The organism is Burkholderia sp. Ac-20384, from assembly GCF_017104605.1.
Taxonomy (GTDB): Bacteria; Pseudomonadota; Gammaproteobacteria; order Burkholderiales; family Burkholderiaceae; genus Burkholderia; species Burkholderia lata.
Window position 1 is genome coordinate 1 of sequence record NZ_JAAGPE010000279.1, and the last position, 11,827, is coordinate 11,827.

Genomic DNA, 11,827 nt, shown 5'->3' on the forward strand with positions numbered 1-11,827 from the left:
TCGCCGCAAGGCCGCCTGCTCGGCCCCAAATCCATCCGGGACGGCGTGACGGTCGCACTCGCCGGCCCGCTCTGAACCCTTTTGTTTCGCTTTCTTTCGACAGGACGAATCCGATGAAAACCGACGCCGAATCCCATCAACGGATGACCGAACGCCGCCGTGCGGGCCACGAGAAGAAGCAGGCCGCCGCCGTCAACGAAAAGGGCCTGCTGATTGTCAATACCGGCAACGGCAAGGGCAAGAGCACGGCCGCGTTCGGCATGGCCGTGCGCGTACTCGGCCACGGCATGCGGCTCGGCGTCGTGCAGTTCATCAAGGGCGCGCTGCACACGTCCGAGCGCGACTTCCTCGGCGCGGTGGCCGAATGCGATTTCGTGACGATGGGCGACGGCTATACGTGGAACACGCAGAACCGCGACGCCGACATCGCGACCGCGCGCAAGGGCTGGGACGAGGCGCGCCGGATGATCGAGAGCGGCGACTACCGGATGGTGATCCTCGACGAGCTGAACACGGTGCTGAAGTACGAATACCTGCCGCTCGACGAAGTGCTCGCGACGCTCACCGCACGTCCGGATTCGGTGCACGTCGTCGTGACCGGGCGGCATGCGCCCGATGCGCTGATCGATGCGGCCGACCTCGTCACCGAAATGCGGCTCGTCAAGCATCCGTACAAGGAACAAGGCGTGAAGGCGCAGCGCGGCGTGGAGTTCTGAGCATGCCCGCCTGCCCCGCGCTGTTCGTCAGTGCGCCCGCGTCGGGCCAGGGCAAGACGTCGGTAACGGCCGGCCTCGCGCGGCTGCACCGCCGGCTCGGCCGGCGCGTGCGCGTGTTCAAGACCGGGCCCGATTTTCTCGATCCGATGCTGCTCGAACGCGCGAGCGGCGCACCGGTGCATGCGCTCGATCTCGGGATGGTCGGTGAGGCCGGCTGCCGTGCGCTGCTGGCCGACGCCGCGCGCGAGGCCGACCTGATCCTGATCGAAGGCGTGATGGGGCTGTTCGACGGCACGCCGAGCAGTGCCGATCTCGCGGCCGCGTTCGGCGTGCCGGTCGTCGCGGTGATTTCCGCGAAGTCGATGGCGCAGACGTTTGCGGCGATCGCGTTCGGGCTCGCGCGGTTCCGGCCGGGGCTGCCGTTTCACGGTGTGCTGGCGAATCGCGTCGGGTCGGAGCGGCATGCGGAACTGCTGCAACAGGCGCTGCCCGATGACCTGCGCTGGCTCGGGCACGTGCCGGCCGATGCGGGCATCGCTTTACCCGAGAGGCATCTTGGCCTGCACCAGCCGAGCGACATCGACGATCTCGATGCGCGCCTCGATCGCGCGGCCGACGTGCTGGCGCAAACGGCGCTTGCCGAGTTGCCGCCGGCCGTTGCGTTCGCGGAACCCGATGCTGCCGCGCCGCTGCCGCGCGCGCTCGCCGGCAAGCGGATCGCGGTGGCGCGCGATGTGGCGTTTTCGTTCATCTATCCGGCGAATCTCGCGTTGCTCGACGCGCTCGGTGCGCAGGTGCGATTCTTTTCGCCACTTGCCGACGAACCCGTGCCGGACGCTTGCGACGCACTGTTCCTGCCGGGCGGCTATCCGGAACTGCATGCGGTGACGCTCGCGGCGAATGCCACGACTGCTCGGTCGATTCGCGCACACGCGGCGGCTGGCCGGCCGATCCTCGCGGAATGCGGGGGGATGGTGTATCTGTGTGAATCGCTGTCCGATGTGGACGGCGTGACGACGCCGATGCTCGGGCTGTTGCCGGGTCAGGCGACGATGCAGCGCCGGTTCGCGGCGCTCGGCATGCAGCAGTTCGAAACGCGCAGCGGGACGATGCGTGGGCATACGTTCCACTATTCGCGGCTCGAAACGCGGCTGGAACCGGTCGCGCGCGCCGTACGCCCCGACGGTGCATCGGGCAGCGGTGAAGCCGTCTATCGTCGCGATTCGATCGTCGCGACGTACATGCACATGTACTGGCCGTCGAATCCGGAAGCGGTCGTGGCGCTGTTCAGCGGGGAAGGAAGCGCTCTGGGCTGACCGATGCCGTGCTCGGATCGGGAATGCGTCGCCCGCATGCGGGCCAGGAAGGCCTCGCTGTCGAATGGCTCGGGTGCTCCCGATGCGTCACCGGCCTGCAACGCGCGCATTTGCGTTTCGTGTGACTCGAGAAGTCGCAAACCGGCTCATATGACGTCGCTCGCAGAACCGTACTGTCCCGACTGCACTTGAGCATCGACGAATTCGGCAAAGTGGTCGCCCAGGGAAACGGATGTGTTTCGCGACATGAGTCACCTCCTTTTCAATGGGGCCATCATTTGCCAAAGTTTGGTACTTCAGGCGCTCAGCTGCTGCGGCGACCATGCCGATGCCCAGCCTCGCGCCGGATGCGTCGTTTCCCCGGTCAAACCAGGAACGTCTCCGCCAGCTTCACCCAGTACGACGCGCCGGTCGGCAACGCCGCATCGTTGAAGTCGTAACCGGGGTTGTGCACCATGCAGCCGCCCTCCCCGTCGCCATTCCCGATGATCAGGTAGCAGCCCGGCCGCTTCTCGAGCAGGAACGCGAAATCCTCGCTGCCGGTGAGCGGCACCATCCCGTCGATCAGGTTCGCGTCGCCCACCCACTCGCGTGCGACGTTGCGCGCGAACGCGGTCATTTCCGCGTCGTTGACGAGCACCGGGTAGCGGCGCTGGTAGTCGATCGTCGCGGACGCGCCGAACACGGCCGCCTGCGCATGCACGACTTCCTTGATGCGCGTCTCGAGCAGGTCGCGCACCTCCGGCTTCAGCGCGCGCACCGACAGTCGCATCTGCGCGCGATCGGGAATCACGTTCGGCGCTTCGCCCGCGTGGATCGCGCCGACCGTGACGATCGCCATGTCGAGCGGCGACACGTTGCGCGACACGATCGTCTGCAGCGCAATGACGATCTGCGCGCAGACGACCACCGAATCGACCGTCTTGTGCGGCACCGCCCCGTGGCCGCCATGGCCCTGCACGTCGACGATCACCGTATCCGACGACGCCATGAACGACCCCGGCAGAAAGCCGAACTTGCCCGTCGGGAAGCCGGGCATGTTGTGCATCGCGAAGATCGCGTCGCACGGGAACAGCTCGAACAGCCCTTCGTCGAGCATCTTCTTCGCGCCGCCGAGCCCTTCCTCGGCCGGCTGGAAAATCAGGTTCAGCGTGCCCGAGAAGCGGCGCTCGCGCGCAAGATGCTTCGCGGCCGCCAGCAGCATCGCGGTGTGGCCGTCGTGGCCGCACGCGTGCATCTTGCCGGCGATCCTGCTCTCGTACGGCAGGCCCGTGGCCTCGTGGATCGGCAGCGCGTCCATGTCGGCGCGCAGGCCGAGCCGCTGCGTGCCGTTGCCGACCTTCAGCTGTGCGACGACGCCCGTGCCGCCGAGCCCGCGATGCACCGTGTAGCCCCACGACTGCAGTTGCTCCGCGACGAGGTCGCTCGTCGCGAATTCCTCGAAGCCGAGCTCGGGGTGGGCGTGGATGCGGTGCCGGATCTCGATCATTTCGTCGGCGAGGCCTGCGGGAATCACGCTGTGCGTCACGGTGTCGTCTCCTGTCCTGTGGGGAATATGCAGGCAAGGATAGTGGGTTCGACGGCAACCAGGCAGACGGTAAGTCGTCGTGGTAGCAACTGTCAGTTGCCATATCCAGCATGATGCGCAGCAAGCGCGAGCCGGCCATCCGGACGACTGCCGCGCAGGATCCGAACGCGCAAAACTGTGCGCCACCCATCGATCTCTTGCGCATGAGGACCACGGTGACTATCGTTCAGAATCATAAAATAGTGCCTATGCATCAATATCTTGCGAATGCTTGTTCACTTTTTGACGCTTGTACATTTTTTGTGTACGCTGATAAAAAAGTGAACACGCGATTCCCCTTGATGCCCGCTAACCCTTCCCTCTCCGTGTCGGAACAGCACGTGCTCGACGAAGCCTGTGCCGCGTTCGAAAGCGCGACCCGGCGCTTTCGCGCTCGGCCGGTGCGCGTGCCGGCCGCCTACCAGGCGCGCGCCGACGCCATGATCCGCTTCGACGTTGCCGGGCCGGCATTCGAGATGCCGGTCGCCGTGAGCCTGCGCGTCGAATCGCTGGCGGGCGCGCTGGCGGAATTGCGCCGCCGTGGCGGCACCGCGGTGCCCGGCGAACGGCCGCTGATGCTGGTCGCACCGCATCTTTCGGCGGAACTGGCCGCCGGCCTGACCGACCAGGGCATCCCGTTTCTCGATACCGCCGGCAACGCATGCCTGATTCAGCCGGAAGCGACCGTGATGATCGCGGGCCGGCCGAAGCCCGCCCGCACACCGCACCGACAGGCATCGCGCGCGACGACGCCGAAGGGGCTGGCCGTAATGTTCGCACTCGCGACGCAGCCGGGCCTGGTCGCGCAACCGTACCGGGCGATCGCCGCCGCGTCGGACGTCGCGCTCGGTACGGTCAATCTCGCGATGGACGATCTGATCGCGCGCGGCCTCGTCGGGCAGCGCCGCAACGGCGAGCGCCTGATGCCCGACTGGCCGCGCTTCGTGCAGGAATGGGGCGCGCTCTACCCCAGCCGCTTGCGCGCGAAACTGCCGAGCCGCCGGTTTGCCAGCCTCGCGCCCGACTGGTGGCGCGGCTTCGATTTCGCGGCATTCGATGCGCGACTCGGCGGCGAGCCGGCAGCCGACCTGCTGACGCACGACCTGAAACCGGCCACGATCACCGTCTATACGCACGGCACCGCGTCGAACCGGCTGCTGCTCCAGGGCCGCCTGCGTCCGGACGAGCGCGGCGAAGTCGAGATCGTCGAAGCGTTCTGGCCACGGTCGGCGGAGCCTGGCTGGCGCGAGCAGGAAGTACCGATCGTGCCGCCGCTGTTGATCTACGCGGATCTCGTCGCGTCCGGCGACAGTCGCAATCTCTCCATCGCCGATCGTATCCATGACCGATACCTCGCCCATCCGCCCGCTTGAGATCGACGCGCGCCGGCCGCTGGAGCCCGCGGCGGTTGCGCTGCTGCAGGCCGTCGGCTCGGCCTGCGCGCGCCTCGACGCGGCGTTCGTGGTGGCCGGCGCCACTGCGCGCGACATCCTGATGTGGCACGTGCACGGCATCCGGCCAGTGCGTGCGACGAGAGATGTCGACGTTGCAGTGTGTGCGGTGAGCTGGCCATTTCACGCGCAACTCGTCGAGGCACTCGTCGCGACCGGGCAGTTCACGCGTGCACCGAAACAGCAGCAGAAACTGCTGTTCGAAAGCGGCGCTCACGGCTTTCGCACGGAGCTGGATCTCGTGCCGTTCGGGCCGCTCGAAACGCCGCCGGGCGAGATCGCGTGGCCGCCCGGCGGCGATTTCGTGCTGAACGTGCTCGGGTTTCAGGAAGCAGTGGACACTGCACAGCCCGTGTCGATCGACGCGCACACCGTGGTGCCGGTGGCCAGCCTGCCGGCGCTGGCGCTGCTGAAGCTGCTTGCCTGGAAGGACCGGCGTGCGCGCCAGAACAGCGACGCGTACGACCTGCTGTTCCTGCTGCGGAATTTTCACGACGCCGGCAATCGCGAACGTATCTGGGACGCCGCGCCGGACCTGCTCGAAATGCACGCGTTCCAGCCGGGCCTCGCCGCTGCCGCGCTGCTCGCACGAGAGGCGAAACGCATTGCGTCGCCGCCAACACGCGATGCGATCCGTGCGCTGTTGTCGGACGAGGCGACTTATGCCGCGCTCGGCCAGGATCTGCTGGCACGCGCGTTCGCGTTGCTGCCCGGTGAATTCAGCGACGACGTCGGCCGGTATCTCGACGCGTTCCGTCACGCCTTTCTCGTTGACGAACCCGCGCCGCGTGCTTGACGCGCCGCTGTGAAACAGCAGCGCGATCGTGTCGATGCCCGGCCGCGCTCAGGCCGCCCAGTCTTCGAGCGACAACCCGGCGACACGGCCGAACTCGCGGCTGTTTTGGGTGACGAGCACCGCACCGGCCGCGATTGCATGGCCGGCGATCGACGCGTCGTTCGCGCCGATCGGCGTGCCGCGCGCGGCGAGATCGGCACGAATCACGGCCGTTGCATCGACGGCCGCCGTATCCCACGACAGCACGCCATCCAGCCGCGACACAAAAGCCGTCACGAGTTCCGCATGCTTCGGTGAAGCCTTCCTGCCGACCGCGCCAAATCGCATTTCGGCATAGGTAATCGCCGAGACGACGATCCGGTGCTGCGCATTGACGCACGATTGCAACCGCGACAGCACCACGGGCGGCCGCTCGCGCATGATGAACGAACAGATGTTCGTGTCGAGCATGTAGAGCGTGGTCACTGGTCGGACCCCGTCGGTGCGGCGCCATCGTCGGACAGGTCGAAGCGGCCGGACTCGATGACGGCCGGGCGTTCGGCAAGGAAGTCGGCGTCGGCCGGCGGTTCGCTCGCGAACGAGAGCCACGTGGGCCGCACGGGCCGCAGCAGCAGCGTGTCGCCCTCGCGGCGGATCTCGAGTTCCGTCACCCCCTCGAACTCCATGTCCTTCGGGATGCGGATTGCCTGGTTACGAGCGTTCTTGAAAATGGAAACGGTGCGCATGAGCCACTCCATGGGAGTACGATGCGCCCATTCTAGGCATATGCCGGCATATGTCAATTTGAGGGCACGTAAGTCGGATGTCGCGCCCCATGCTGTCGCGGATGTTTTTGCCATGTCGCGGGCCTGTCGTCGGTGAGGAGAGCGATCCATTCTTCACGACGCAGGCCGCGCGGTCCATATCCCGAACGGCCGACGCGGGCGTGCCGCGGCGCCGCGCCGCACCGGGCACCCGTGCCGTCACGGCAACCGGAAAGTGTCGAAGAATGTATCGCGCTCGATCACGGTGAGCGCCGCGCGCTTGTGCGGGAAGTCGAACTCCTTCAGCGTGTAGAACCCGAGCCGGTGCATGTACGCGATATGCCGCACGTGATCGACGCGCGGTTCGCCCACCAGACGCTGCGTGCGCGGTTCATCGACGAACATGTAGTGCAGCACCCCGCTCCACCAGGCATGCAGCTTGCCGGCGCTCTGGAAACGCGAATCGCCGATCAGCAGGTGCAGCCCGCGGTCGTAGTCGTGCGCGTCGTAGAACGGCGCGAGACGGTCTTCCTTCGCCCAGTAGAACTCGAAATAGCCGAACGGCGTGTCGTCGAAATAGCCGATCATCGGGTGCATGTGCGGATCGGCGAGCCGCTCGGCGAGATACGCCGCGTGCTCGTCGCGCGTGCCGCGCTGGTCCCAGAAATGCGCGACGCGATCGAGATTCATCCAGCCGCTGAACAGATCCGCGTGCGCGTCGACGTCGACGGTGCGCAGGCTGAACGTCATCCCGACCTGCGGCATGTAGCGTGCATAGATCTCGCCGGCCGGCGACGGCGGCCGCACCGGGTGCCGGTGGCCGTTCGTGATCACATGGCGCAGCGGCATGCCGCCCGACGCGGGCGCCTTCAGCCACGGCCGCGGGTTCTGCCAGAACGTCGCCCGCGACACGGTGACGCGCAGCGTGTCGCCGGCGACCTGCGCGCCGTCGATCACGCCCTCGCGCACCGCGCGCGCGACCTACGACGCAACGGCTGCCGCATCGGCCCCGCCGAGCGGCCCCGCGATCGTCGCCGCGTCGTAGCGCGTGTCGGTGTTGAACAGCGCGACGAACGCCGCGAGCAAACCGTCCGGCGAGTCGTCGGGCCGCCACGCGTCGAGCGTGTGCTCGACGACTGCCATCGCCTGCCCGTGCGCGGCGCCGTCGAGTGCGGCGGCCACTTCACCTTCGACGGCGTCCGCGGCGCCGGCCGGTTTCGTCAGCGTATCTTCCATCACAGTGCTCCCGCGTCATGGCGGTCGGCGAGGACGTGCAGCCCCCGCTCGAGTGCCGGAAACAGGCTGCGCTGGAAGTTGTTCCAGCGCAGTTCGAGAATCGTGTCGTCCGGTGCGATCGGCGTGTCGAGCACGTCGCAGATCACCTCGCCGGAGTCGATGCCGTTGTCGACGTAGTGAAACGATGCGCCCGTCATCATCACGGGCTCGATGGACGAGGTCGTGCCGTTCGCCCAGTCGACCCGTTCGCCGCGCGCGCCGTGCAGCGCGTCGAGCGTTGCCCACGCGCCGCGCCGCTGGAACGGCGAACCGTCGGCCGTGATGCCCGGGTGGATGTTGGCGATGCGCCGGTGAAAGCGCGCGCCGGGCCGCACGAGCTCGTCGAGGATCACGAGCAGCCCGTCGAGCACGACGACGTCGGCGTCGAGTTCGAGCAGGCGCTCGAGCAGGCGGCGTTCGAACGCCTGCTTGGCCGCAGCGCGCTCGCTTGCGTCGCGGGGCAGCCGCCGGTACGTCGACGGAATCGAGCAGAACAGTTCGTCGACCGGCCGGCCCTGCACCGCCAACCCTTCCGGCAGGATCCACGGGCGGCCCGGCGTACGGGCGAAGCCGTAATCGGCGACTTTCGCGCGGTCGGCCGGCGAACCGTCGTCGTCGTCGACGATCACGCCCTTGAGCGTGTAGCGTTCGCCGAGCGGCGAGTCGTTCAGGCGTTCGACGAGATATTCGAGCGGCGCCTTCATGTAGCGCGTGCCGCCCTGATAAGCGACCGGCTGACCGGCACGATCGGCCGCGCCGTTGCGCAGCGACTGGATGTAGACGAGATTTTTCTTCGGCATGGATGCGTCGTGGAAAAGCGGACGAAGGCGCCGCGGCCCGCCCGCGCCGGCCACGAAGGCCGGCCGGCGGGCCGCGGCGCGCGACGTCACCAGTTGTATTTCGCGGTCGCGATCACGGTACGGTCGGTGCCGAAAATGCAGACGCTCGTCGACTGGCAACCGCTGATGTAGTGGCGGTTGGCCAGGTTCGTCCCATTCACGGCGAAGCGCCAGTTATGCGTGTCGTAGTGCACACCCGCGTCGAACAGCGTGACGCTCGATACCGTCAGCGCGTTGTCGGCCCCACCGGCCGACGCGCTCTGGTAGCGAATGCCGCCGCCGAGACCGAAGCCCGCCAGCGGCCCCGTGTGCCACGTCCAGTCGGTCCACAGCGACGCCATCTGGCGCGGACGCGGAACGTCGACCGGCCAGTTGTTCAGCGACACGTCGTTGGCCTTCACGTTCTTCACGTCCTGGTACACGTACGAGGCGATCACCGACAGGTTGCGCGTGACCTTGCCGGTCGCGCTCAGCTCGATCCCGCGCGAACGCACTTCGCCGGTCTGCACCGACTTCGTGCCGGTATCGTCCTGGCTCAGCAGTGCCGGCGTGATCACGTTGGTCTGGTTGATCTGGTAGATCGCCGCGTTCAGCATCAGGTTCTTGCCGGGCGGCTGCCAGCGCAGGCCGGCCTCGATCTGCTTGCCGCGCGTCGGCTGCGGCAGCCCGCCGCCGAGCAGGTTCACGCCGATCAGCGGGTTGAACGACGTCGCGTAGCTGACGTACGGCGACAGCCCGTAATCGCCCTGGTACGTGAGGCCGACGCGGCCGGTGAACGCCGTGACGTCCGCCTTCGTCGACGTGCCGGCCGCGCGGTCGTCCATCCGCATGTTGACCCAGTCCTCGCGGCCGCCGAGCGTCAGCGTCCAGCGGTTCCACTTGATCTGGTCCTGCGCGTACAGGCCGAACGTGTTCATCGTCGTGTACGTGTTCGTGCGATACGTGGTGTTCGGATCGGAGAACACGGCCGTCGTGACCGGCGCGTACACCGGGTTGTACAGGTTCAGCGTCGGCGCGGCGGCCAGCCATTCGCTGTCCGTTGCGGTCTGGCGGTTGTACTGGAAGCCGAGCAGCAGCGTGTGCTGCAACGGGCCCGTCGCGAAGCGGCCTTCGACGTTGTTGTCGATGTCGAAGCGGCTGTAGTTCATCTGGAACACGCCGGCCCACCGGTTGACGGTGGTCAGCGTATCGTCGGAGAAGCCGGCGCCCCACACCGAACCGTTGTCGAGCGACAGGTGCATCAGGCGCACGTTCTGGCGGAACGTCCAGGCGGGCGTCAGGTTCTGCTCGAACTGGTAACCGACCGACCACTGCTTCTTGCGGTAGTAGTTGAAGTTCCCGTCGCCCTCGTAGATGTCCTTGTTGATCTGGCCGTTCGGGTTCGGCAGCACCGTCCCCTGCGCGGGCAGGAAGTTCGACGAGATGTCGCCCCAGTCCTGCAGATAGGTGGCCGACAGCGTCAGCGACGTATCCGCGTTCGGACGCCAGCGGAACGACGGCGCGAGCGCGACACGCTGGTCGTTGTTCGGGCCGGTCACCGCGTTGCCGTCACGCGCGACGCCGACGAACCGGTACGCGTACTTGCCGTCCGGGTCGAGCTTGTCGCCGACGTCGATCATGAACTGCTTGCGCGCGTAGTTGCCGATCTGCACGCCGGCCTCTCGCACGCGCTCGCCGTCGGCGAGCTTGGTCTGCACGTCGATGATCGCGCCCGGGTCGCCCGCGCCGTACAGCACCGACGTCGGCCCGCGCAGCACGCTGATGCTGTCGATCATGTACGGATCGACGCGCCAGCTCGACAGGTTGATCGTGTTCGGCACCTGCAGCCCGTTCACGTACGCGGTCGGCGTGAAGCCGCGCAGCGCCGAGTACCAGTCGGAGCGGTTGTCCGAACCGTACGACGAAAAGCCCGGCACGTAGCGCAGTGCCGCGTTCACGTCGGTCGCGCCGGTCATCTCGATCTGCTGCGCGGTGACGATGTTGATCGTCTGCGGGATCTCGTTGATCGGCGTATCCGTCTTCGTGCCGGTCCGGCTGCGCTTCGCGACGAGCCCGACCGTACCGTCTCCTTCCGAGGCTGCGTTGACGTTGATCGTCGGCAGCGTGCCGGCCGACGCACTGGCCGCCGCACCGTTCTGCGCACTGCTGGCCGACGCCGCTGCGCCTGCGTTCACGGCCGGCGCCGTCTGGGCATGTGCCTGCCCTGCCGCCACACCGAACGCCACGCTCGCCGCGGCTGCGATCGCACGCAAACGCGTGCCTGTTGCCCACTCCATCTTTCTCTGCTCCACTTTTTTCATGCGGTCTCCGACCGCGCCTTTGTCAAAGAGCGAAAGCCATCCGGCTCGCGCTCGCCCCGTTTTCCTGTCGTTTTTCCTGTGCTGCCCGGGCCGCGCCTTCTTCATGGGCGGGCGCGATCCCGTCTTCGAGCGACGCGCAGATTTCGTCCGCGCGGCGCGCCAGTACCGACAGCAGCGTGTCGGACAGGCCGTGGCTGTCTTCGCAGCAGCCTTGCAGGTAGATGCGCGGCGCGAAGTGCTCGGGCGTCGCGAGCAGGTAGTCGCGCGTGACGTCGCCGCGCTCGAGCGCATCGCCCAGGTGCGGCGCGAGCCCTTCGAGCAGCGCCGAATGCGTGTCGCGGCGGTAGCCGGTGGCCAGCACGAGTGCGTCGAAGCGCTCGACGCGCGTGTCGCCGCTCATCCGGTCGCGCAGCGTCAGCTCGATGCGGCCGTCGGCGGTGCGCGCCGCGCCCTCGATCGCGCTGTTCGCGAGCAGCGCATGACGCGGCGTGCCGTCGATGCGCTGCAGGTACAGCATTTCGTAGATCTGTTCGATCAGCGGCCGGTCGACCACCGCGTAGTTCGTGTCGCGATAGCGCTCGAGCAGCGCGCGACGCGCGTCGTGCGGCTGCGCATAGACGACATCGGTGAACTCGGGGCTGAAGATCTCGTTGACGAACGGGCTGTCGTCCGCCGGCTTCAGTGCGCCGGCGCGCATCACGAGGCTCGCGTCGACATGCGGGAAGCGGCGCGCGAGATCGATGAACACCTCGGCCGCGCTCTGCCCCGCGCCGATCACCGCGACGCGGCGGCGCTCGCCGTCCGGCGACGCGACGAGCCGGTCG

At 67.5% G+C, this 11,827-nt stretch carries 10 protein-coding genes and 3 pseudogenes; 5 read left to right on the forward strand and 8 right to left on the reverse strand.

Annotation, left to right across the window (positions count from 1 at the left end; translation table 11 throughout):
• From G3O00_RS43595 to G3O00_RS33660, 3 genes and pseudogenes are all read left to right on the forward strand, one after another.
• Positions 1-75, forward strand: a pseudogene (locus G3O00_RS43595) (cobalamin biosynthesis protein CbiG); the annotation flags it as partial.
• A 38-nt stretch (positions 76-113) separates the two neighbouring features.
• The gene (gene cobO, locus G3O00_RS33655; protein ID WP_011351954.1) at positions 114-716 is read left to right on the forward strand and encodes a cob(I)yrinic acid a,c-diamide adenosyltransferase; all 603 of its coding nucleotides are present in this window, start codon (positions 114-116) and stop codon (positions 714-716) included.
• Between the two features lie 2 nt (positions 717-718).
• Positions 719-2,032, forward strand: coding sequence for a cobyrinate a,c-diamide synthase (locus G3O00_RS33660; protein WP_206145572.1), 1,314 nt, complete (start codon positions 719-721; stop codon positions 2,030-2,032).
• 20 nt (positions 2,033-2,052) lie between these two features.
• Here the strand turns inward: G3O00_RS33660 and G3O00_RS43600 are convergent.
• Both G3O00_RS43600 and G3O00_RS33670 read right to left on the reverse strand, forming a co-directional pair.
• Positions 2,053-2,280 (reverse strand): annotated as a pseudogene (locus G3O00_RS43600) (type II toxin-antitoxin system ParD family antitoxin); the annotation flags it as partial.
• Between the two features lie 116 nt (positions 2,281-2,396).
• A complete protein-coding gene (locus tag G3O00_RS33670; protein WP_011351951.1) occupies positions 2,397-3,560 on the reverse strand; it encodes a M20 aminoacylase family protein in 1,164 nt (387 codons plus the stop codon).
• 341 nt (positions 3,561-3,901) lie between these two features.
• Between G3O00_RS33670 and G3O00_RS33675 the strand changes: the two genes are divergently transcribed.
• Both G3O00_RS33675 and G3O00_RS33680 read left to right on the forward strand, forming a co-directional pair.
• Positions 3,902-4,972 (forward strand): type IV toxin-antitoxin system AbiEi family antitoxin, encoded by a 1,071-nt coding sequence (locus G3O00_RS33675; RefSeq protein WP_206145573.1) that lies wholly within the window; start codon positions 3,902-3,904, stop codon positions 4,970-4,972.
• Positions 4,941-5,846, forward strand: coding sequence for a nucleotidyl transferase AbiEii/AbiGii toxin family protein (locus G3O00_RS33680; RefSeq protein ID WP_206145574.1), 906 nt, complete (start codon positions 4,941-4,943; stop codon positions 5,844-5,846). Before G3O00_RS33675 ends, G3O00_RS33680 begins: the two co-directional genes overlap by 32 nt.
• A gap of 48 nt (positions 5,847-5,894) precedes the next feature.
• Here the strand turns inward: G3O00_RS33680 and G3O00_RS33685 are convergent, their stop codons facing one another.
• From G3O00_RS33685 to G3O00_RS33710, 6 genes and pseudogenes are all read right to left on the reverse strand, one after another.
• Positions 5,895-6,311 (reverse strand): type II toxin-antitoxin system VapC family toxin, encoded by a 417-nt coding sequence (locus tag G3O00_RS33685; protein WP_206145575.1) that lies wholly within the window; start codon positions 6,309-6,311, stop codon positions 5,895-5,897.
• Entirely contained in the window at positions 6,308-6,571 is a 264-nt protein-coding gene (vapB, locus tag G3O00_RS33690) for a type II toxin-antitoxin system VapB family antitoxin (protein WP_011351947.1), read from the reverse strand. Before vapB ends, G3O00_RS33685 begins: the two co-directional genes overlap by 4 nt.
• A 237-nt stretch (positions 6,572-6,808) precedes the next feature.
• Positions 6,809-7,825, reverse strand: a pseudogene (locus tag G3O00_RS33695) (GNAT family N-acetyltransferase).
• Positions 7,825-8,664 (reverse strand): formyltransferase family protein, encoded by an 840-nt coding sequence (locus G3O00_RS33700; RefSeq protein WP_206145576.1) that lies wholly within the window; start codon positions 8,662-8,664, stop codon positions 7,825-7,827. The pseudogene G3O00_RS33695 and the gene G3O00_RS33700 overlap by 1 nt, the downstream one beginning before the upstream one ends.
• An 86-nt stretch (positions 8,665-8,750) precedes the next feature.
• Positions 8,751-11,003, reverse strand: a complete 2,253-nt coding sequence (locus tag G3O00_RS33705) for a TonB-dependent siderophore receptor (protein ID WP_206145577.1) — start codon at positions 11,001-11,003, stop codon at positions 8,751-8,753.
• 22 nt (positions 11,004-11,025) lie between these two features.
• Positions 11,026-11,827 (reverse strand): SidA/IucD/PvdA family monooxygenase (locus tag G3O00_RS33710; RefSeq protein ID WP_206145578.1); only part of this gene is annotated, 802 nt, incomplete at its 5' end.

Coding starts and splice junctions, on each gene's coding strand:
- G3O00_RS33660 (WP_206145572.1), top strand. CDS start 719: ATGCCCGCCTGCCCCGCGCTGTTCGTCAGTGCGCCCGCGTCGGGCCAG.
- cobO (WP_011351954.1), top strand. CDS start 114: ATGAAAACCGACGCCGAATCCCATCAACGGATGACCGAACGCCGCCGT.
- G3O00_RS33700 (WP_206145576.1), bottom strand. CDS start 8,664: ATGCCGAAGAAAAATCTCGTCTACATCCAGTCGCTGCGCAACGGCGCG.
- G3O00_RS33705 (WP_206145577.1), bottom strand. CDS start 11,003: ATGAAAAAAGTGGAGCAGAGAAAGATGGAGTGGGCAACAGGCACGCGT.
- vapB (WP_011351947.1), bottom strand. CDS start 6,571: ATGCGCACCGTTTCCATTTTCAAGAACGCTCGTAACCAGGCAATCCGC.
- G3O00_RS33675 (WP_206145573.1), top strand. CDS start 3,902: ATGCCCGCTAACCCTTCCCTCTCCGTGTCGGAACAGCACGTGCTCGAC.
- G3O00_RS33680 (WP_206145574.1), top strand. CDS start 4,941: ATGACCGATACCTCGCCCATCCGCCCGCTTGAGATCGACGCGCGCCGG.